Consider the following 19878-nt stretch of genomic DNA (forward strand, 5'->3'; position numbering starts at 1 on the left):
GCGATCAGCCTCGATACATCAGAGGCTCTTGGCCATGCGCGGATCGAGCGCATCGCGAAGGCCGTCGCCGAGCAGGTTCACGGCGAGAACGGTGACGGACAGGAATGCCGCCGGGAAGAACACGATGTAGGGCTTGACCTGCCACAGCGCGCGGCCCTCGGCCATGATGTTGCCCCAGGACGGAATGGTCGGCGGCGTCCCGGCGCCAATGAAGGACAGGATCGCCTCCGTGATCATGGCGCTGGCGCAGATATAGGTCGCCTGCACCAGCATCGGTGCCACCGTGTTGGGCAGGATGTGGCGCAAAATGATCATCGGCGTGCGCGTGCCGCAGGCGACGGCTGCGTCCACATAAGGCTGCTCGCGCAGCGATAGCACCACGCTGCGCACGAGGCGTGAGACGCGCGGGATTTCCGCAATGGTGATGGCCAGGATGACGTTGCCGACGCTGCCGCGCGTCAGCGCCATCAGCGCGATGGCGAGCAGGATCGGCGGGATCGACATCAAGCCGTCCATGAAGCGCATCAAAATGCCGTCAGCCCAGCGGATGAAGCCGGAGACCATGCCGATGGCGAGGCCCGCCGCGGACGCGAAGATCGCAACCGATAGCCCGACCGTGAGCGAGACCCGCGCGCCGAACAGCACGCGCGAATAGATGTCGCGGCCGAGCACGTCGGTGCCGAACCAGAAATCGGCCGACGGCGCCCGGGTGCGCTTGGCCGGCGCCAGCGCGGTCGGGTCGACCGTTCCGAGATGGGCTGCGAAAATCGCGATCAGGACCAGCGTCAGCAGCAGCGCGCCACCAATCGCGACGGTGGGATGGCCGCGCAAGAGCCCGATGAAGCCGCGCCGGATCGTGACCGGCCGCAGGATCTCGGGCAGTTGCGGCGCGACGACGAGGCCGGCGGGAAGCGATTGCGAATTGACGGTCGTATCGGTCAATAGCGGATCCTCGGGTCAACGAGCGTATAGATGACGTCGATCATCAGATTGACGAGGACGTAGACGAAGCTGAACAGCAGCACGATGCCCTGGATGACGGGATAATCGCGGCGCAGGATCGCATCGATCGTGAGCCGGCCGAGGCCGGGGATCGCGAACACGCTCTCCGTGACCACCGCGCCGCCGATCAGGAGCGCGATGCCGATCCCAATCACCGTGACGATCGGCACCGCCGCATTCTTCAGCGCGTGAATGAACAGGATGCCGCCCTGCCCGAGGCCCTTGGCGCGCGCGGTGCGGATATAGTCCTGCTGCAACACTTCGAGCATGGCCGCGCGGGTGATGCGCGCGACCAGCGCGATATAGACGCAGCCGAGCGCGATTGCCGGCAGAATCAGGTTCTCGAGCCATGGCCAGAAGCCTGCCGTGAGCGGCGTATAGCCCTGCACCGGAAGCCATTCCAATTCGAGCGCGAAGACGTAGGCGAGCATGTAGCCGACCACGAACACCGGCAGCGAAAAGCCGAACACGGCAAAGCCCATGATGGCGCGGTCGATCAGGCTGCCGGCCTTCCAAGCCGCCACTACACCGAGCGGCACCGCGACCACGATCGTGAGCAGGAGCGTGACGATCATCAGCGACAGCGTCGGTCCGAGACGCTGGCCGATCATCGCCGACACCGGCAGATTGGTGAAGATCGAGGTGCCGAGATCGCCGTGCAGGATGCGCCAGACCCAGCTTCCGAACTGGACCAGGAAGGGACGGTCGAGGCCGAGGCTCTGGCGGATGCGCTCCACATCCTCCGGGCTCGCCTGGTCGCCCGCGATCACCACGGCCGGATCACCCGGCGCGATGTAGAGCAGGCTGAACACGAACAGCGCGACGATCGCCATCACAGGCAAAGTCGCGACGATGCGACGGAGGATGTAAGAGAGCATCTGGCTTCAGCGCACGATCATGCGGACTTCGATACGCCCCAGAAGAACGGCAGCGGCCCCTTGGTGACGCCGGAGACGTTCTTGCGCCACGCCGTATAGGTCAAGAAGAAGCCTGTCGGCGCATAGACAACATCCTCGAGCGCCGCCTTATTGACCCGCCCGATCGCTGCCTTTTCTTCCTCGAGATTCTTGGCCTCGAACCAGGCCGTGATTTCCTTCTCGGTATTCGGGCTATTGGGCCAGCCGAACCAGGCCTTGTCGCCATTGGCGCGAATGGCGGTGTAGGCGGCGGGCGTGATGCAGTCGGCGCCGGCATGCCAGCTGTGGAACATGTTCCAGCCGCCCTGCCCGGGCGGCGTCTTCTGCGCCCGGCGAGAGCCAACCGTGCCCCAATCGGTCGCGACGAAGTCGACATTCATGCCAAGCCGTTTCAGGAGGTCCGCGGTGACGTCGCCTTGCGCCTTCGTGATCGGCTGGTCCTGCGCCACCAAACACGTCACCGGCTGGCCGGAATAGCCGCTCTCGGCGAGCAACTTCTTGGCGCCATCGAAGTCGCGTTTGCCCTTCAGAATTTCGCCGCCCAGTTCGCTGTAGAGCGGCGTGTCTGGCGTGAAGAAGCCCGGCAGCGGCTTCCACAGCGCGGTGTCGTCGCCGACGATGGCGCGCATATAGTCTTCCTGGCTAAGCGCCATCAGCACCGCGCGCCGCGCTCGCACATCGTTGAAGGGCGCGAACAAATGGTTCATGCGGAACGAGCCGATATTGCCAAGGGGATCGCCGATGTCGACGCTGATGTTCTTGTTCTTCTTCAGCACGGGCACGAGATCGGCGATCGGGTTCTCCCACCAGTCGACCTCGCCGTTCTGCAACGCGGCCGCTGCGGTCGCCGGGTCCGGCATCACCACCCATTCCACGCGATCAATCAGGATCTGCTTGCCGCCGGCAAGCCAGGATGCCTTCTCCTGCCGCGGGACGTAGTCGGTGAACTTCTCGAACACGGCCTTGGCGCCCGGCACCCATTCGCCCTTGGCGAATTTCATCGGCCCGGAGCCGACATATTCCGTGATCTGCTTGAAAGGATCGGTCTTCGCGATACGCTCGGGCATGATGAAGGAGCACGGCGCGTTATTCTTGGCCAGCGCATAGAGCATTTTCGGGAAGGGCTGCTTCAAAACCCATTTGAACGTGCGGTCGTCGACAGCGGTCAATTCCTGCTGGATCGCAATGATCATCAACCCCATCGGATCGCGCGCGGCCCAGCGCGACAGGCTCGCAACGACGTCCTTAGCCAACACCGGCTCGCCGTCATGGAACTTGAGGCCAGGCCTTAAGCGGAATGTCCAGATCTTGCCATCGTCGGAGGTCTCCTCGGACTCGACCATCTGCCGCTGGGGCTGGAGCGAGGAATCGATGCCGTAGAGCGTGTCCCAGACCATCGCGGCAGCATTGCGCACGACATATTGAGTGCCCCAGATCGGATCGAAATTGGCGAGATTCGCTTGCGGCACGAAGCGCAACGTGCGCGCCGCCGCGCCTTGCGACAGCGCAGGGGCCGAGAGGCCACCCGTCAACGCCAGGCTGCCCGCGCCAGCCAGTCCCTTCAATACGGTCCTGCGATCCATGAAGTCCTCCCACTATTGCCGTGATGCCGGCCATCATTGGCCAAGGGCAGGTGAAACCTGCCCGTTGGCGTGCAAATGGTATGCCACTAACTGCGCCTTCGCCAGCGGCGATTTGGGGGACTTCGCGCCTCCTTGCAGACGCTGCCGCGATCAAGCGCGGCGCATCGCTGCCACGGCATGTTTTGCCGTAGCTTTTCGTTTCCTTAAGCGCTCGCCAGAAGGATGCAGGCAACGCTGTATGCATCCGCGAAGGGACTTGCGGTGGTGGCGATCACGGCCACCGGCCGCGCGGATGTGCCTTGTCGCTGTCCGCGCGGGCAAAGGATCGCAGCCAGGGCAATCGCGTATGGTATTTTGAGCGGCCTGAGCGCGCGCCTCGTCCTTCGAGACGCCCGCGTTAGGCGGGCTCCTCAGGATGAGGCTAAGCGGCATCGGCGCCTGTTGAATCTGCTGCCGCACACTCCGCCCTCATCCTGAGGAGCCCGCCTCAAACGGGCGTCTCGAAGGATCGCCGCAGGGAAGTCGCCTTCAAATGCGATTGCCTTGGGATCGCAGGGGTTAGCCTTTGCAGACTGCGCCTCGCACAGTCGCAAGGCTAACCCTTACACTATCCTTACGCGCTCGCCTGGGTGACGAACTTCGTATTGAGGTAACCCTCGATCGCCTCGAGGCCGCCTTCGGAGCCGTAACCGGAATCCTTGATGCCGCCGAACGGCACTTCCGGCAGCGCGAGGCCATGGTGGTTGATCGACACCATGCCGCTCTCGATGTCGGAGCCGATCGCCTGCATCGTCTTGGTCGAAGTGGTGTAGGCATAGGCTGCAAGGCCGTAAGGCAGACGGTTCGCTTCCGCCACCACCTCGTCATAACTGCGGAAGGACGTGATGGGCGCGAGCGGTCCGAACGGCTCCTCGTTCATGATGCGCGCATCGCGCGGCACGTCGGTCAGCACGGTCGGCTCGAAGAAGAAGCCTTCATTGCCGATACGCTTGCCGCCGGCCTGCACCTTGGCGCCGCGCTGGACCGCGTCGGAGACCAAGCTCTCCATGGCGTCGACGCGGCGCGGGTTCGCCAGCGGCCCCATGCGGGTGTCCTTGTCGAGACCGTTGCCGACCTTGAGGCTCTTGGCCGCCGCCACGAACTTGTCGACGAAGGGCTGGTAGACGCTTTCATGCACGAGGAAACGCGTCGGCGAGACGCAGACCTGGCCGGCATTACGGAATTTGTTGGCCGACAGGATTTTTGCAGCGTTGTCGAGATCAGCGTCGGCGAACACGATCGCCGGCGCATGGCCACCGAGCTCCATGGTGACGCGCTTCATGTGCAGGCCGGCGAGCGCAGCCAGATGCTTGCCGACCGCAGTCGAGCCGGTGAAGCTGATCTTGCGGATGATCGGATGCGGAATGAGATATTCCGACACTTCCGCCGGCACGCCGAACACCAGTTGGACGACACCGGGGGGAATGCCCGCGTCAGCATAGGCGCGCACCAGCTCCATGCAACTCGCCGGCGTCTCTTCCGGTCCCTTGACGATGATCGAGCAGCCGGCGGCGAGCGCGGCCGAGATCTTGCGCACTGCCTGGTTGATCGGGAAATTCCAGGGCGTGAACGCGGCGACCGGGCCGACCGGCTCCTTGGTCACGAGCTGGGAGACGTTGCCCATCCGCGGCGGCACGATACGGCCATAGGCGCGGCGGGCCTCCTCTGAGAACCAGTCGATGAGGTCGCCGGCCAGCATGGTCTCGCCCTGGGCTTCGACCACCGGCTTGCCCTGCTCCATGGTCATCACCGGCGCGATCTCGGCGGCGCGCGAGCGGATGATGTCGGCCGCTTTCCGCATCAGCTTGTAGCGGTCGAACGGCGAGGTCTTGCGCCAGACCTCGAAGCCGGCCCTGGCCGCCTCCAGCGCGCGGTCGAGGTCCGCACGCGAGGCGTGCGGGGTCTTGCCGATCGGCTGGCCGGTGGCGGGATTGAGGATGTCCTCCGACTTGCCGGACGTGCCGTCGGTCCACTCGCCGGCGATGAACATCTGAACTTTCGGGTACATCCTTGCTGCCTCCTGCATGATTTTCGGTCTTCGACGGGTTGCTGCCGCCGCTTCGAGCGAGCGCAGAGCTACACCGAAAGGCGGCCGGCGAAAAGGCGTCAATGACGATAGGGCAAGGCATTGCTGATCTGCCGACCCGACCGTATCGAGCCGCAGTTGCGCCTTAATTCAGGCTGCCAGCGACGACCGCAAGCGCCGCCAGCCGATGACGATGCCGGTGATGGAGAAGGTCAGCCCGAGCGTGCAGAGGCTGACGATCACCACATCACGCAGCCGCGGGTGGGCCAGCAAGACCGGGAAGTCGAGCGTGTGCAACGCGCTGTAAAGCCAGCGGTAGGCGCGCCGCGACGGATCCAGTCTTTGCAGCACGCCGCCGTCGCCGCCATCGATGTCGAACCAGAGGTCGCCGTCACAGCGCGAGCGGTAGACCGGTGCACCCGGCGTTGTGGATGGCGCGGGGTAGTCGTCGCTATCAGGAAGGACGGACGGTAGGCCGCAGCCGACTGCAAAGCGCCCCGTCAGAGCCTGAATCTCGTGCACATCAAGGAATCCCGCCAGTCCATCGCGCGGCGCATCCCCTCTCCTGCTCAAGGTCTGACGGCCGAGGGCGACCCGATCGCGCCGATAGACTTTGCCGTTGAAGGCGAACCATTCGGCCTCGCGCGCCGCGGGAGATATCGGTTGCCGATCGAGCGATGGGGCCTCCCGCCAATCCGGCGCGGCGTTCATCAGGCCGGCCTCTGCCGGCGTCAACTGGCCGCGCGAGAACAGCCGGCCGTGATCCATCGAGAGCCAGCCGCTGAAGATCCAGGTCAGCACGAAGACCGTCGCTGCGAGGCCAATGAGGTGATGCAGCGCATGCCAGCCACGGTAAGGTGTGGAGATTTGCCTCTTGGAAATCCTGATCCGCGCGATCCCGAGCACGGCGCCCAGCACAGCCGCGATCAGGGCCAGCAGCACCAAGGTCCAGACCACGCGGTCCCACAGGGACCAATTGCTGCGCAGGATGGTCGGATAGATCCAGTGCAGCACGCTGCCGACAAGATTCCAGCCGCGCTCGCTGCGCGTCGTATCAAGCACGATCTCGCCGGTCGGCGACGAGACATAGACCTCCGTCCCGGCGGCATCGCCGAGGGCAACGCGAAACAGCGGTCGATGACGATCGAAGCCGTTCGGCACGCTCCACTGATCGTAATCCGCACGGCCGACAATCGTCGCATGCGAGGCATCGATCTCGCGCTGGCGCGCATGAGCCTGCGCAATAGCCAGTGCGACGTCAGCGGATTTCATCGACGCGTCGTTCCCGTCGGCCGCACGGATCGCGCGCTGACGCGATGGACCCGAGACGATGTAGACCGCGCCGTCACTCCGCTGGATCAGCCGAACGCGCGTGGCATCCGCGATCCCGCTCGTAGCGACCGCATCCGCAACCGTAATCTTCACCTCTCCGCGATTCACCGGCGCGAGTCCGGCAAATCGCTCCGCTTCTGTGAGCGACGGAAACGGAACGAAGTGCATCACGATTCCGCTCGCGAACCACATCGCGAACAGCAGGCAGAACGCGATCCCGAGCCAGCGGTGCAACAGGACGATCGCGCCAATCATGCGGTCACCGCCCTACCATTTGAACGCGGCCGAGATTTCATAGGTCCGCGGTGCGCCGAGCAGGATCTGGTCGGGATAGAACGGGTCGCCCCAGATCGCATAGCGCTTGTCGGTGAAGTTGCGCACCCGAAAGGTCAAGCGAGCCTGGTCGACGGCATTGAAGACCGTCTTGGGGATGTCGACGAAGGCATAGACGTCGGCGACGGTATAGGCCTTCATCGTCACCACGTTGGCATCGGTGTTGTAACGGTCGCCGACATGACGGCCGGTGATGCCGAGCTCCACCGGCCAGGGCGTGAAGAAGCGCCAGGATGCGCCGGCATTGGCCACGATGCGCGGCACGTTCGGCGGCGTATTGCCGGAGAACGAGCCACCGACAAAATTGTAGTCGGCATAGTGCGCATCGACATAGGCGATGTTGCCCCAGAGACGCAGGGGCTCGATCGGGCGAACGGCCGCCGCGAGCTCCACGCCCTTCGACTCCTGCCGCCCGGCGATGTTGAGCTGCATGCCGCCGGCTGCGGCATAGACGTTCTTGCGCACGATGTCGTAGGCGGAAAACGACCACTCCGCCCGGTTGTCCCAGAACAGGTGCTTGAGGCCGGTCTCATAGGTGCGCGCGGTGGTCAGGTCGAGCGGCTGGGTCGGCCCGAGCAGGAAGATGTTGTTGGCGGAGATGTCTGCGCCGGTGGCGTACTGGCTGAAGAAGGTCAGGCCGGGCACGGCCTCCCAAGTGTAGCCGATGCGCCCCGTCACCGGCGCCCAGTCTTTCGTGAACGGGAAGCCGGCTTTCACAAGCCCGGCGGGGTCGGTCGAATTGCGGTCGAGCCCGATGTGCTCGACGCGCAGGCCACCGATTAGCGCGAAAGTCTGCGTCAGCTTCAGCCGGTCCTCGAACGACAGCGCCTCGTTGTCGATGCGCGCGGTCTGCTGCTGGATCGTGAGCGGGCCGTAAAAGCCGCGGTTGGGATCGACGAGCGAAACGGAATCGCCGGGGAAGTTTGCCGCGCCCGGCCTGACGAAGTCGAGATAGCTTGACGAGAGCGTCGTGACCAGCCGGTTGTCGAAGCCTGCGATGTTCGCGTCCCAGATCAGGTCGGTGACGTTGCCCACCAGCCGCTGGCTGTGCGCGACATAGAAGCGTTCACGATCGACCATGTTCGTTGTGGAATTGAACGCCTCGATCTCGTTGTTGAACCAGGTCCGTTCTGCACCATAGCCATAGGCCTGACTCTTCAGCGTCAGGTCAGGCGCCAGCTTGAGCTCGAAGCCGCCGCGCAGCCAGACCTCCTGGGCGACGTTGCGGTTGTCGAGGACGTTGTAATTGGTGTTGAAGGTACGATCATCGATGGTGACGGCACCGAGATTGGTTCCGTTGTAGTTCGAGACGTAATTGCCGGAGACGATGCCGCTCGTCGCATGCGAGCCGCTGAAGGCGATCGGCACCAGCGGCGCGCCCCAATAGGCCTTCGAGCGATCCTCCCGATATTCGATCGCGCCCCAGACCTTGAGGCTGTCGGAGATGCGGTAGTTGAGCTGGCCGGACGTGCCGAACATCTTGACATTGGTATCGTCGGCAAAGCCGTTGAGCGTGGAACGGCTGATGTCAAAGCGATAGTCCAGCCCCTGCACGTTGGTGCTGCCGCCGGAGCCGTAATGGGCGCGGAACGAGTTCAGGGAATCCCAGGAGAAGTCAGCTTCATTCCGGATCGGTCCGGTATGCGGCTGCTTGGTGACGAAGTTGATGGCGCCGCCGGCGGCGCCCTCGCCCGAGATCAGCGAAGCCGGACCCTTCAGGAATTCCACCGCCTCGAGATTGGCGGTATCCGCGATCCGCGAGGTCATGTTCTGCGGACCGATCTTGATGCCGTTGTAGAGCGTGTTGATCTGGCTGTTGGTGAAGCCGCGCATGGAGAAGGCCGAAGGTTCAGCCGGATTGTCGCCGGAGGTGACACCGACTGCGCCCTGCGCCACCTCCGATACGGTGCGATAGCCCTGCTCGCGCATCGTCGCGGCCGAGATCACCTCGACGGTCGCCGGCGTCTCGCGCACGGTGAGGCCGAGTCGCGAGGCGCTTTCGGCCACGGCATTGCTGTTGAGCGGCGTTGGTGCCGCGGCGGTCGGCACGACGGGCTTGGGCGCTGCAGATGCGGCCGCCGGTCTGCGTGCAGCTGCACGGCGAGCGCTCTGCGCCTCCCGGCCCGCCGGCTTGGCCTGCTTGCGGGATTGCGCCGGCGACACCTCGACCGGCGGCAGGGGTTCGCCGGCCTGCTGCGCTAGCGCGGCAGATACATCGGCGGCGGCTAGTGACGTAAGAGCTGCGGAGGCAAGCAGGAAGCGGCGCGGTCGTACAATGCGGGTGGAAGACACAGTTCGAAACCTCGGTATGACGTCAGTGGCACGTCACAGCGAACGAGGTCTCACCCTGGGCCTGTCAGCCGTCCGATGAAGCCGAATGTCTGTACTCCCCGACCGACATCTTCGCGTGTGACCACGGCTGACGGCAGGTCTCCTGGCTCGCGGGTCGTGACCGCTTCGTCGCCTTCCCGGGACCGAGGACCCAGTGGCTTCTGACGAAGGATTCACCGCTTACAGTTGCGGGGGCAGCCGCGGCATTGGGGACAAATTCCCCGCACCGCATTCCCTTTTCATCCCCTCTCGGGGAAACCGTCGAAGCCATCTAGGATTACGATCAAGACAGAGTCAATGTGCAAGCTGCGGCGTTATTGCCACAGCAACCAACTTCCTCGGAGATGAGCATGGAAGGCGAGACCTTCCTCTGGCTGATACGGCATGCGCCAGTCGACGGCGTCGCGGGGACGATCCATGCGGCTGACGCGCCGGCTGATCTCGGCGATCGCGCGCAATTGCAGGTACTGCGGCAGTGCTTGCCGCCAGACGCTGCGAGCTATGCCAGCCCGTCGCGGCGCACGGTCGAGACCGCGCAGGCGCTGGGACTCGCGCCCAAGTTGATGCCTGAATTCAGTGAACAGGATTTTGGCGCATGGACCGGCCGTCGGCATGACGACATCGGCGCGGCTGGCGACGAGGCCTATGCGCAATTCTGGAGCGATCCGGCGCGCGGACGTCCGCCGGGCGGCGAGAGCTTTGAGGATCAGGTCGCGCGCGTCCGGCTGGGGCTCTCGCGGATCGGCGCGGGCTCCGCAGCGCTCGTCGTGCATTCCGGCACGATCCGCGCTGCGCTCTGCATCGCGCTGGATCTGACACCGCAAGCCGCCTTGCGCTTCGTGATCGATCCGCTGTCGCTGACCCGGATCGACCGGCTCGCCACCGGGTGGCGCGTCGTTTCCGTCAATCAGCGGTTGGCCTGAGCCGGATCAGCTAGGGCGATCCGGTACATTGGCCTGCGCAAACGTCGCCATGCCGTTGTGGAGCGCGCAGGCCGACCGCACCAGCGGCAGCGCGATCGCGGCGCCCGATCCCTCCCCAAGCCGGAGATCGAGGCTGATCAGCGGCTGCACGTTCAGCGCACGCAGCACCAGCCGATGCCCCTGCTCTGCCGATTGATGCGACGGCAGCAGGAACGGCCGGCACGACGGGTTGATCCGCACCGCCGCCAGCGCCGCCACCGACACGATGAAGCCGTCGATCAATACAGGGATGCGGCGTTGCGCAGCCGCGATGATCGCGCCTGAGATCGCCGCGATCTCGAGACCGCCGACGGCACACAGGATGTTTTCGGGCGAAGCCCCCGCAATGCCATGGCGCGCAATCGCGGCATCGATCACCCGCGCCTTGTGGGCGCGGCCGGCCGCGTCGACGCCGGTGCCGCTGCCGGCGATCTCCTCGGCACTGATGCCGAGCAGGCTCGCCGCAATCGCCGCCGAGGTCGTGGTATTGCCGATGCCCATCTCGCCGAAAATCAGCAGATCGGGCTGATTGGCTGCTGCGCGCGCAACCGCGCGCTGACCGGCCTCAAACGCGAATGCCAGTTCCGCAGGTTCAAGCGCAGCTTCCACGCTGAAGTCGCGCGTGCCAGAGCGCGGCTTGTCGGTGACGATTCCCGCCATCTCCTCCTGCGCCAACGTGCCGGTGTCGACCACCTCCAGGCTGGAGCCAAGCTCACGCGCCAGCACCGAGATCGCGGCGCCGCCGGAGGCAAAATTCGCCATCATCGCGATCGTCACGGCTTGCGGATAGGCCGACACGCCCTGCGCGACGATGCCGTGATCACCGGCGAAGACGATGATCGGCACGCGCGCGGCACGAGGAGATTCCGTCGCTTGCAGGCCCGCAAGCTCTATCGCCAGTTGCTCGAGCCGGCCGAGCGCGCCGGTCGGCTTTGTCAGTTGCGTCTGCCGCGCGATGGCTGCCTCGCGATGATGCGCGGAGATCTCGGGGCACTCTTGGTAGACCCATTCGGGGAGCATGCTGCCTCGCTTAACGCGTGCGCTTGAGAATGTAGCTGTCCATGATCCAGCCATGCCGCTCGCGCGCCTCTTGCCGCATTGCGACAATACGCGAGCCCACTTCGGCCAGCGCGCCGGACATGACGATCTGATCGGGCATGCCGAGATAGGCGCCCCACCAGATCTGAAGCCCGGCGGGATCGAGCGATTGGAACGCCGTGCCGCCGTCGAGCATCACCGCTACGGTATCGACGCCTTGCGGCCAGCCGCCTTCGCGCAAGCGCCGCCCCGTCGTGACCAGGAACGGCTCGCCGATGTCGTTGAGCGGCAGCGCATGCGCTGCGCACAGCGCCTGAATCGAGGTGATGCCGGGCACGACCTCGATATCAGGCAACGGATTCAATCGCCGCGCAATTCGCAGCGAGGAGTCATAGAGCGAAGGATCGCCCCAGATCAGCAGCGCAACCTTGCCCTCGCCGGCGAGATGATTTGCGATCGTTTGCGACCAGATCGCGGCCACGGCATCGTGCCAATCGTCCACGCCCTTGCGGTAGTCCGCCTCAGCCGCGTCACGCATTGGCAAGTCGAACTCGGCGATGCGGGTGCTCGCGCTGGTGAGCACGTTCGCGCAGATCGTCCGCCGCAGATCCGCAAGATCGGATTTCGCCGTCCCCTTGCGCGGGATCAGGACGAGATCGGCGGCGTTGATGGCTTGGATCGCGGCGCGCGTGAGCTGCCCGGGATCGCCGCAACCGATGCCTATCAGGGAGAGCGTGAGCATCGCGAGTGCGAAGGGCGGCCGCGCCGGCCGCCCTTCGCTCGTCTCTTAAGCGGCGTTATGCAGGCGCGGCGTGACGAGGCCGGGCGCTGTGACGCCACGCAGCGACTTCGCCAGCGCCAGCACGGCGAGATCGGCGAGCGGCTCGATCACGATGACCAGCGCATAGGATGCCGCAAACGTCGCGATGTTGGCGAGATTGGTCGCGCCGAAGCCGGAGCCATACAGCGCCCAGAACGCCACCCAGGCGACGATGCCGGACTGATAGGCGGTCGAGAGCGCCAGCGCCTGGCGGTATTGCAGATCGACGTAAGCCGTGTTGCGCGGAATGATCCGCGTCGCCAGCGCCTGGATCGCGAACAGCGGCACCAGAAGCGTGGTGACGTTCATGCCGTATTGCGGCAGGTCGGTTGGCACGAAGAAGACGCCCTGGAGCAGCAGACCGAACGCAAGGCCGAAGGCGGCGGGCGCAGCACCGAACAGCAGAAACAAGGTCGAGCCCAGGATAAAGTGCACCTCGGAGACGCCGACCGGGAAGTGCGGCAGCACCTGGAAGAAGGTGAAGACGAGGCCGGTGGTGGCGAGCGTGCGCGTCGCGAACGAGCCAATGCCCTGCTCGCGTACGGTCTCGACCGCGAGTTTCAAGGCAACGCCGCCTGCGGCGATGCCGGTTGCGTAACTCAGCACGAGCTTGGCGCCCGTCACGATCCCTGGTTCGATATGCATGGTTCAGATCCTTCCTGCCGTCACACCCGACGGCCTTGGCCTCAAAACGTGCAGGGCCGGTCTCCTGGCTCGCGGTTCACTGGGGTTCTCCGGCCTTCCCGAGCCTTGCGGCCCAGTGGCTGATCGGAGCCCCTCACCGCTTACAGTCGCGGGGGCGGCTGGGGTTTTGAGCGCCGCAATTGGGTCCGCCCATCCCCATTCCCGATTATGCTCCGGCGCTTTGCGCCGCGTCGAGCACCATGCCTCTCCTGTGTGCCCCTTTCGCGAGCCGGGCGTCAAGTGGCGAAGGGCGACGGCGGCCATCATGACGGATCGTCTCCCGCCAGGGCCCCGAACAGGATGACGGCGGCCGTCGAGGCGGCGCCGCCCCGCGCAAGCTGCTCGGCGAGCTCGGCAATCGTGGTGCGGACCAGCCGCTCGTCGGAACGGCCGAGTGATTCCGCAAACAGCGCCGGCGTATCTGCGGCGAGGCCATGGTCGATCAATTTTGCGGCAAGCGCCGGAAAGGTGCGCCGACCCATATAGACCACGGTGGTTGCCTCGGGATCTGCGAGCGCTGCCCAATTCAGGTTTGGCGGCAGTTCGCCTGTGACGTCGGCACCGGTCACGAACTGCACCCGCCGCGAGGTGTGGCGCCGGGTCAGGGGGATGCCGGCTTGCGCGGCAGCAACGCAGGCGGAGGTGACGCCGGGAATGATCTCGTAGCCGATGCCGGCCTCGCGCAGCGTCTCCAGCTCCTCCTCGAGCCGGCCGAAAATGCCGGCGTCGCCCGACTTCAGCCGCACCACCCGCGCGCCGGTTGCGGCATAATCGACGAGCAGGCGATTGACATGGTGCTGCTTGGTCGAGGGCCGCCCTGCCCGTTTCCCCACCGCGACGAGATTGGCGCCGGGACGAGCGAGATCGAGGATCGCGCCGGAGGCAAGATCATCATAGAGCACGACGTCGGCCTCGCGCAGCCGCGCAGTCCCCTTCACCGTGAGGAGTTCTGGATCGCCGGGGCCGGCGGAGACGAAAGAAACAAAACCGCTCACCGGTCCTCCGCGATCAGATGGAAGAACGTGCCGGTAGCTTGGCCGCGCCGCGAGCCGGTCTCGGCAATGACCGTGCCGGTTGCATCGTGAACCACGGCCAGCGGCGTGTCGGGCTGGGCGATGATCGTCGAATAATGGAACTCGTGGCCGCGCAGGCGTGCGCCGACCTGATGCCCCGGCATCGGTGCGGCCAGTTCGGCGAGACGATAGCCGAGATGCATGCGGCGCTTGGCAAAGCTGGTCTCCAGGCCGAGCAACCCCGCCATCTCATGGCGCACGCCGTCGGCGTCGGTCAAAGCGATTCCCAACACCATATAGCCTCCGCATTCGCCGTGCACCGGGCGCGTTTCGGCAAAGGTGCGCAAGCCGCTGCGAAAGCGTGCACTAGCCGCAATCTTGCCGGCATGAAGCTCGGGATAGCCGCCGGGCAGCCAGCAGACATCGGCGCTTGCGTCAGGCGCTTCATCGGCCAACGGCGAGAATGTCGAGATCTCGGCGCCGGCCGCGCGCCAAGCTTCCAGCATATGCGGATAGACGAAAGAGAACGCCGCATCGCGGGCCAGCGCGATGCGTTGGCCAGGCGGCGTCACGTTCAGGCCGCTCGCCGCGGGTTGCGGCGACCAGCTGGCTGCCGCTCGCAGCACCCCCTCGAGATCAACATGCTCGGCAACGAAGCGCGCGGCCTCGTCGATCAGCTTGCCGATCTCGGCCTGCTCCTCGGCCTGCACCAGGCCGAGATGGCGCTTCGGCAGGCTGATCTCGGCATGGCGCGGCAGCGCGCCGAACACGGCGATGCCGGCATCGTTCAGCGCGCGCCGCACGAGATCTTCGTGGCGCGGGCTGGCGACACGATTGAGCACGACGCCGGCAAGATGCACCCCGGCGCGATAGTCACGAAGACCCGCGGCGATCGCCGCCGCGGTCTGCGCTTGGCCAGAGGGATCGATCACCAGCAGCACCGGCCAGCCCAGCATCTCCGCGATGTCGGCGGTCGCACCGGTGCCGGAGGCGCCGCGTGCGGCAACACCATCGAACAGGCCCATCGAACCCTCGGCGAGCACGACATCGGCATTCGCGCCGCGGCTGACGAGATGCGCGATTGCTGCGCTGTCCATCGCCCAGCTATCGATATTGACGGAGGCGCGTCCCGTGGCGGCGGCGTGGAAGGCGGGATCGATGTAGTCGGGCCCGCTCTTGAAGCACTGCACGTTCAATCCGCGATTGCGCCAGGCGCGCGCGAGCGCCAGCGTCAGCGTGGTCTTGCCGACGCCGGAGGCAGGTGCGGAGATGACGAGGCTTGCCGCCATCACGACGCCTCCGGAAAGCGCGGCTCGGCGCCGACCGGCCGATAGCGGCGGTCGTAATCGGCGGCATAGAGGCGGCTCTCGTCAAAATCCGCGGCGCCAAGCGTCCTGCCGACCAGGATCAGCGCGGTCCGCTCCATCTCGCTGCCCACAGCCGCATCGAGCGTGCCGAGCGTCGCGCGCACGATGCGCTGGTCCGGCCAGCTCGCGCGCCAGACGATGGCGACCGGACAGTCCGCGCCGTAATGGGGCGACAGCTCGGCAACGACCTTGTCGAGCAGATGGATCGACAGGTGGATCGCGAGCACCGCGCCGGTCGCGGCGAACGCCGCAAGCTTCTCGCCCTCAGGCATCGCGCTGGCCCGGCCCGGGGTGCGCGTCAGCACCACGGTCTGGGCGACACCAGGTAGCGTCAACTCGGTCTCCAATGCGGCAGCAGCAGCCGAGAAGGACGGAACGCCCGGCGTCACCGAATAGGGAATGCCGAGCGCGCGCAGGCGGCGGAGCTGCTCGCCCATCGCCGACCAGATCGAGAGATCGCCGGAATGCAGCCGCGCGACATCCTTGCCGTCCGCATGCGCGGCGGCGATCTCCGCGATGATCTCGTCAAGCGACAGCGGCGCGGTGTTGACGATGTGCGCGCCAGGCGGGCAATGCGCCAGCACGCCCGCAGGGACAAGGGAACCGGCATAGAGGCAGACCGGACAGGCCGCGATCAGATCGCGTCCACGCAACGTCAGGAGGTCGGCAGCGCCAGGGCCTGCGCCGATGAAATGCACCGTCATGCGCCGTCTCCTTCAGCGATCGCCGCGGTCGCGGTGCGATCCTGCGAGACCGCCCGCGTCGCAATCAGCCGCGCGCGAGGGCCGGCCGCTGCGAGCGCCGCCGCTTCAGCGATCGATCCCGTCGCGAACTTTTCCGCAATAAGCTTCGACTGCGTCGGGGTGTCGATGCCGGCCAGCGATTCGGCCGGGACGGCTCTGATCGGCACACCGCATTCGCGCGCGAGCTGCTTCAGTGCTTCGGCCTCGGCCTTATCGCTGACGGTCGCCACGGCAGAAAGGCCTTCAAAACCGCCGGCCGCCAGCAGCGCCTCACGCAGCGAAGCCAGCGTAGCGTCGCGCTTGAATCCGAGCCCGGCAACTTTCATCGGACCACACTCCACTGCACCACCGGACGTGTCGCCTCCCAGGACCGGTAGCGGCCGAGCGGGCCGGCATGCGCGATCTCGACGCGCATCAGCTCGCCGCCGTGGTGCTGCTGCAACTCGCCGAGCAGCGCCTCCGTCTCCAGCGTGACTGAATGTGCAACCAGGCGCACACCCGAAGCTAGTCGGGACCAGATCACATCGAACATCGCGCTATCGAGACCACCGCCGATGAAGACCGCATCGGGCGCTTCCAGCGCAGCCAGAGCTTCGGGCGCATTCCCCGTGACGACGGTGACCCGATGCGCCAGCCCGAACGCCGTCGCATTGCTGCGGATGTTCGCAGCGCGATCCTCGCGCGCTTCGATCGCGATCGCCGTCCCGCCACACAGCGCCCACTCGACCGAGATCGAACCTGAGCCGGCGCCGACATCCCACAGCCGCTCACCGGGACGCGGCGCCAAGGCCGACAGCGCCAGCGCGCGCACCGGCCGCTTGGTGATCTGGCCGTCATGGACAAAGAGATCGTCCGACAAGCCCGAACTGCGGGGCGTGCCCTGCGTCCCCCTCGCCAGCACCGCCACCGCAACCAGATTTCCAGCAATATCATCAGCAAAGAGATCGGCGCGATGCTGGTCAATGTATTCCCGTGGGCCGCCAAGCGCAGCAAGAGTCCACAGGATTGAAGCGCCCCATCCGCGTTCCGTCAGCCATTTCGCGAGATCATCTGCCGCCTTCCCGTTGCGCACGAGGCAAATGATGCGCGCATCTCGTGCCAGATGCGGCACCAGACGCTCGAATGGTGCGGCATGAAGCCCAAGACACACAACCGACTCGAGCCGCCAGCCGAGCCGTGCGGCGGCGAGCGAGAAGGTCGATGGCGCGGGGTGCGCGATCCACTCGTCGCTACCGAGCTTCTCGACCAGGCCCGCCCCGGCGCCATGCCAGAACGGATCACCGGAGGCGAGCACCGCGGTCGGCCGGTCGCGGCAACTCAGCACGATGTCCGCATCGAACGGCACCGGCCACGGACGGCCGCGGCTGCCAACTTCCGCGAGCGCAAGATGACGCTCGCCGCCGAAGACGGTTTCTGCCTTGGCAAGCGCCTTTCGGCTTGCCTCCGACAGGCCGGCAAGGCCATCTTCGCCGATACCGATGATGGTCAGCCAGGGATCAGCCATGACACGCGCGCTCCTTCTGGGCGGAACGAGCGACGCCAGCCTGCTCGCCGCGGCGGTCGCGCGCGCCGGCATCCAGGCCATCTATTCCTATGGCGGCCGCACCCGCGCGCCCGCCGATCAGCCGCTGCCGACCCGCATCGGCGGATTCGGCGGGGTGAGCGGGCTTGCCGACTACATTCGTCGTGAGGCCATCACGCATGTGATCGACGCGACGCATCCCTTCGCCGCCGAGATGAGCCGCAACGCGGTCGAAGCGTGCGCGGAGACCGGCGCACCGTTGATTGCGCTGGAGCGCGCGCCCTGGAGCAAAGCGCCTGGCGACGACTGGATCGAGGTCGTCGACGTCAATGCCGCCGTCGCCGCGCTGCCCGAGGCTCCGGCAAAAGTGTTCCTCGCCATCGGCCGCCAGCACATCGCGCCATTCGTGATGAAGCCGCAGCACACCTACACGCTGCGCTTCGTCGATCCACCCGAAACGACCCTGCCCTTTCCGGCCGACGTGATCGTGTCGCGCGGGCCGTTCACCCTCGACAGCGAGCTGGAGATGATGCGCACGCGCGGCATCATGTGCATTGTCGCCCGCAATTCCGGCGGCGATGGTGCGCGCGCCAAGATCGACGCGGCGCGCATGCTCGACCTGCCCGTGATCATAATCTCGCGGCCGCAACTGCCCGAGCGGTTGCGAGTGGAGAGCATCGCTGAAGTGATGCAGTGGCTCAGTCATCGCACCTGCCTCGGCGCATAGACCCAGCGGCCGACGCGCCGCGTCTGCGAATTGCCGACGATTACCAGCGTGCGCATGTCGGCCATCTCGGGCGCCACTTCGTTCAGCGTGACGGTTTCGATCTTTTCATCGGGCGTACTGATCGCGCGTGCGAAGATCACGAGCCGCTCGCCGCAGCCTGCTTCCTTCAACACTGAAAGCGCGCGGCCAAATCCTTCCGGCCGGCTGACTGAGCGCGGATTGTACATCGCAATGGCAAAATCGGCTTCCGCGGCAAGCCGCAGGCGCTTCTCGATCACCGCCCAGGGCTTCAGATTGTCGGAGAGATTGATCGCGCAGAAATCATGGCCGAGCGGCGCGCCGGCGCGGGCAGCCGCCGCCAGCATCGCGGTGATGCCGGGCAGCACGCGGATCGACAGGTCCCGCCATTGCGGTGCCTGCTCGAGCGCCTCGAACACGGCAGAGGCCATCGCAAACACGCCGGGATCACCGGAGGAGACGACGACAACCTGGCCGCCTTCGGCGGCAAGCCGCAGGGCTTCGCTCGCGCGCTGCAACTCTTCGCGATTATCGGAGGGATGAAGGGTGAGCCCCGGTCGCGGCGACACGCGGGCGACATAGGGCGCATAGCCGAGAATGTCGGTCGCAGACGCAAGCGCGGCCGAGACCTCCGGCGTCACCAGCGCGTCGCTACCAGGGCCAAGGCCTGCGATGGTCAGCGTGCCCGTCATTCGGCGGCGTCCAGGTGCCGGCCCTTGCCGTGCACCAGCACGATCGCGAAATAGGGACACTCAGCAGCATCGATCTCGGCGAGCCGCGCAACGCGCTCGCCCGGCATGGTGCCGCGCTCGACCAGCCAGGCATCATCCAGCCGGCCGGCGGACGCGAGCGCGCGGCGCACTTTGGCGAGATTGCGGCCGGTCTTCATGACGACGAGCGCATCGGAATCGCGCATGCGCCGTTCGAGCTCGTCTTCGGGAAGCGTCCCCATCAGCACCGTCGTGACGTCGTCACCGAGCGCGATCGGCTGGCCGACGCCGTTCCAGCAGCCGACCATGCCGGGAATGCCGGCGATCACCTCGATCTCGACGCGGCCTTGCAGGCGCGTGTGCAGATGCATGAACGAGCCGTAGAAGTAGGGATCGCCCTCGCACAGCACGACGACGTCGACCGCGCGCGAAAGCCGCGCCAGGCGCTCGGCCCATTCGTCGTAGAAGCCGGCGAGCAACTGCACGTATTCGGGGCTGTCGAAGGCGATCTCAGTCGTGACCGGATATTCCATGGGATATTCGGTGACGTCCGCGGCCAGCATGCCCTCGACGATGCGGCGTGCCTGGCCCGGCCTGCCCTTCTTGCGGAAATAGGCGACATGCTGCGCCCCGCGCACCGTGCGGTCGGCGCGCACGCTCATCAAATCGGGATCACCGGGGCCGAGACCGCAGCAGATGATGCGTCCCATG

The 19878-nt window shown here is 66.0% G+C and carries 18 protein-coding genes and 2 riboswitches; of the genes, 2 read left to right on the forward strand and 16 right to left on the reverse strand.

Features of this window, described 5'->3' with window-relative positions; translation table 11 throughout:
- Window positions 1-18: 18 nt before the first annotated feature.
- The 6 genes from ACSKB8_RS37990 to ACSKB8_RS38015 form a co-directional block, all read right to left on the reverse strand.
- Complete coding sequence (locus ACSKB8_RS37990; RefSeq protein WP_438109585.1) at window positions 19-942, reverse strand: ABC transporter permease; 924 nt, start codon at window positions 940-942, stop codon at window positions 19-21.
- Window positions 939-1880 carry an ABC transporter permease gene (locus ACSKB8_RS37995; RefSeq protein ID WP_128934789.1) on the reverse strand — a complete coding sequence of 314 codons (942 nt, stop codon included), beginning with the start codon at window positions 1878-1880 and terminating at the stop codon, window positions 939-941. Before ACSKB8_RS37995 ends, ACSKB8_RS37990 begins: the two co-directional genes overlap by 4 nt.
- Before the next feature lie 17 nt (window positions 1881-1897).
- The gene (locus tag ACSKB8_RS38000; protein ID WP_438109586.1) at window positions 1898-3502 is read right to left on the reverse strand and encodes an ABC transporter substrate-binding protein; all 1605 of its coding nucleotides are present in this window, start codon (window positions 3500-3502) and stop codon (window positions 1898-1900) included.
- A 613-nt stretch (window positions 3503-4115) separates the two neighbouring features.
- On the reverse strand, window positions 4116-5549 hold the full coding sequence (locus ACSKB8_RS38005) for an NAD-dependent succinate-semialdehyde dehydrogenase (RefSeq protein WP_438109587.1): 1434 nt from the start codon (window positions 5547-5549) through the stop codon (window positions 4116-4118).
- Window positions 5550-5717: 168 nt separating this feature from the next.
- The gene (locus ACSKB8_RS38010; RefSeq protein WP_438109588.1) at window positions 5718-7154 is read right to left on the reverse strand and encodes a PepSY domain-containing protein; all 1437 of its coding nucleotides are present in this window, start codon (window positions 7152-7154) and stop codon (window positions 5718-5720) included.
- Window positions 7155-7166: 12 nt separating this feature from the next.
- A complete protein-coding gene (locus ACSKB8_RS38015; protein WP_438109589.1) occupies window positions 7167-9524 on the reverse strand; it encodes a TonB-dependent receptor in 2358 nt (785 codons plus the stop codon).
- 115 nt (window positions 9525-9639) lie between these two features.
- A riboswitch (cobalamin riboswitch) is annotated at window positions 9640-9841 on the reverse strand.
- Between the two features lie 72 nt (window positions 9842-9913).
- On the opposite strand from ACSKB8_RS38015, the gene ACSKB8_RS38020 reads away from it, so the two are divergent.
- Window positions 9914-10486 carry a histidine phosphatase family protein gene (locus ACSKB8_RS38020; protein WP_438109590.1) on the forward strand — a complete coding sequence of 191 codons (573 nt, stop codon included), beginning with the start codon at window positions 9914-9916 and terminating at the stop codon, window positions 10484-10486.
- 6 nt (window positions 10487-10492) lie between these two features.
- On the opposite strand, the gene cobT is transcribed toward ACSKB8_RS38020, so the two are convergent.
- The 8 genes from cobT to cbiE form a co-directional block, all read right to left on the reverse strand.
- The gene (cobT, locus tag ACSKB8_RS38025; RefSeq protein WP_438109591.1) at window positions 10493-11545 is read right to left on the reverse strand and encodes a nicotinate-nucleotide--dimethylbenzimidazole phosphoribosyltransferase; all 1053 of its coding nucleotides are present in this window, start codon (window positions 11543-11545) and stop codon (window positions 10493-10495) included.
- Between the two features lie 10 nt (window positions 11546-11555).
- Window positions 11556-12305 carry a precorrin-6A synthase (deacetylating) gene (cobF, locus tag ACSKB8_RS38030; protein ID WP_438109592.1) on the reverse strand — a complete coding sequence of 250 codons (750 nt, stop codon included), beginning with the start codon at window positions 12303-12305 and terminating at the stop codon, window positions 11556-11558.
- A gap of 45 nt (window positions 12306-12350) precedes the next feature.
- Window positions 12351-13028 carry an energy-coupling factor ABC transporter permease gene (locus ACSKB8_RS38035; RefSeq protein WP_091887717.1) on the reverse strand — a complete coding sequence of 226 codons (678 nt, stop codon included), beginning with the start codon at window positions 13026-13028 and terminating at the stop codon, window positions 12351-12353.
- Window positions 13029-13065: 37 nt separating this feature from the next.
- Window positions 13066-13285: riboswitch (cobalamin riboswitch) on the reverse strand.
- A 45-nt stretch (window positions 13286-13330) separates the two neighbouring features.
- Complete coding sequence (gene cobA, locus ACSKB8_RS38040; protein ID WP_091887719.1) at window positions 13331-14062, reverse strand: uroporphyrinogen-III C-methyltransferase; 732 nt, start codon at window positions 14060-14062, stop codon at window positions 13331-13333.
- Entirely contained in the window at window positions 14059-15369 is a 1311-nt protein-coding gene (locus ACSKB8_RS38045; RefSeq protein WP_370988660.1) for a cobyrinate a,c-diamide synthase, read from the reverse strand. Before ACSKB8_RS38045 ends, cobA begins: the two co-directional genes overlap by 4 nt.
- The gene (gene cobM / locus ACSKB8_RS38050; protein ID WP_438109593.1) at window positions 15369-16151 is read right to left on the reverse strand and encodes a precorrin-4 C(11)-methyltransferase; all 783 of its coding nucleotides are present in this window, start codon (window positions 16149-16151) and stop codon (window positions 15369-15371) included. The genes ACSKB8_RS38045 and cobM overlap by 1 nt, the downstream gene beginning before the upstream one ends.
- On the reverse strand, window positions 16148-16516 hold the full coding sequence (locus ACSKB8_RS38055; protein WP_370988662.1) for a cobalamin biosynthesis protein: 369 nt from the start codon (window positions 16514-16516) through the stop codon (window positions 16148-16150). Before ACSKB8_RS38055 ends, cobM begins: the two co-directional genes overlap by 4 nt.
- Window positions 16513-17694, reverse strand: coding sequence for a precorrin-6y C5,15-methyltransferase (decarboxylating) subunit CbiE (gene cbiE / locus ACSKB8_RS38060; protein ID WP_438109594.1), 1182 nt, complete (start codon window positions 17692-17694; stop codon window positions 16513-16515). Before cbiE ends, ACSKB8_RS38055 begins: the two co-directional genes overlap by 4 nt.
- Here cbiE and ACSKB8_RS38065 point away from each other — a divergent pair.
- A complete protein-coding gene (locus tag ACSKB8_RS38065) occupies window positions 17693-18439 on the forward strand; it encodes a cobalt-precorrin-6A reductase (RefSeq protein ID WP_438109595.1) in 747 nt (248 codons plus the stop codon). The genes cbiE and ACSKB8_RS38065 overlap by 2 nt on opposite strands.
- Here the strand turns inward: ACSKB8_RS38065 and cobJ are convergent.
- Together cobJ and ACSKB8_RS38075 are read right to left on the reverse strand one after the other, a co-directional pair.
- A complete protein-coding gene (gene cobJ, locus ACSKB8_RS38070; RefSeq protein ID WP_438109596.1) occupies window positions 18415-19149 on the reverse strand; it encodes a precorrin-3B C(17)-methyltransferase in 735 nt (244 codons plus the stop codon). The two genes, ACSKB8_RS38065 and cobJ, sit on opposite strands and share 25 nt — an antisense overlap.
- On the reverse strand, window positions 19146-19877 hold the full coding sequence (locus ACSKB8_RS38075; protein ID WP_438109597.1) for a precorrin-2 C(20)-methyltransferase: 732 nt from the start codon (window positions 19875-19877) through the stop codon (window positions 19146-19148). Before ACSKB8_RS38075 ends, cobJ begins: the two co-directional genes overlap by 4 nt.
- Window position 19878 lies beyond the last annotated feature (1 nt).

Origin of the sequence: Bradyrhizobium sp. BR 1432 (assembly GCF_051547705.1) — a bacterium.
Taxonomy (GTDB): domain Bacteria; phylum Pseudomonadota; class Alphaproteobacteria; order Rhizobiales; family Xanthobacteraceae; genus Bradyrhizobium; species Bradyrhizobium zhanjiangense.

What these genes read in the sequence shown, in the direction of transcription:
- ACSKB8_RS37995 (WP_128934789.1), bottom strand. Translation starts at nt 1,880, where the DNA reads ATGCTCTCTTACATCCTCCGTCGCATCGTCGCGACTTTGCCTGTGATG.
- ACSKB8_RS38000 (WP_438109586.1), bottom strand. Translation starts at nt 3,502, where the DNA reads ATGGATCGCAGGACCGTATTGAAGGGACTGGCTGGCGCGGGCAGCCTG.
- ACSKB8_RS38005 (WP_438109587.1), bottom strand. Translation starts at nt 5,549, where the DNA reads ATGTACCCGAAAGTTCAGATGTTCATCGCCGGCGAGTGGACCGACGGC.
- ACSKB8_RS38010 (WP_438109588.1), bottom strand. Translation starts at nt 7,154, where the DNA reads ATGATTGGCGCGATCGTCCTGTTGCACCGCTGGCTCGGGATCGCGTTC.
- ACSKB8_RS38020 (WP_438109590.1), top strand. Translation starts at nt 9,914, where the DNA reads ATGGAAGGCGAGACCTTCCTCTGGCTGATACGGCATGCGCCAGTCGAC.
- cobT (WP_438109591.1), bottom strand. Translation starts at nt 11,545, where the DNA reads ATGCTCCCCGAATGGGTCTACCAAGAGTGCCCCGAGATCTCCGCGCAT.
- cobF (WP_438109592.1), bottom strand. Translation starts at nt 12,305, where the DNA reads ATGCTCACGCTCTCCCTGATAGGCATCGGTTGCGGCGATCCCGGGCAG.
- ACSKB8_RS38035 (WP_091887717.1), bottom strand. Translation starts at nt 13,028, where the DNA reads ATGCATATCGAACCAGGGATCGTGACGGGCGCCAAGCTCGTGCTGAGT.
- ACSKB8_RS38045 (WP_370988660.1), bottom strand. Translation starts at nt 15,369, where the DNA reads ATGGCGGCAAGCCTCGTCATCTCCGCACCTGCCTCCGGCGTCGGCAAG.
- cobM (WP_438109593.1), bottom strand. Translation starts at nt 16,151, where the DNA reads ATGACGGTGCATTTCATCGGCGCAGGCCCTGGCGCTGCCGACCTCCTG.
- ACSKB8_RS38055 (WP_370988662.1), bottom strand. Translation starts at nt 16,516, where the DNA reads ATGAAAGTTGCCGGGCTCGGATTCAAGCGCGACGCTACGCTGGCTTCG.
- ACSKB8_RS38065 (WP_438109595.1), top strand. Translation starts at nt 17,693, where the DNA reads ATGACACGCGCGCTCCTTCTGGGCGGAACGAGCGACGCCAGCCTGCTC.
- cbiE (WP_438109594.1), bottom strand. Translation starts at nt 17,694, where the DNA reads ATGGCTGATCCCTGGCTGACCATCATCGGTATCGGCGAAGATGGCCTT.
- cobJ (WP_438109596.1), bottom strand. Translation starts at nt 19,149, where the DNA reads ATGACGGGCACGCTGACCATCGCAGGCCTTGGCCCTGGTAGCGACGCG.
- ACSKB8_RS38075 (WP_438109597.1), bottom strand. Translation starts at nt 19,877, where the DNA reads ATGGGACGCATCATCTGCTGCGGTCTCGGCCCCGGTGATCCCGATTTG.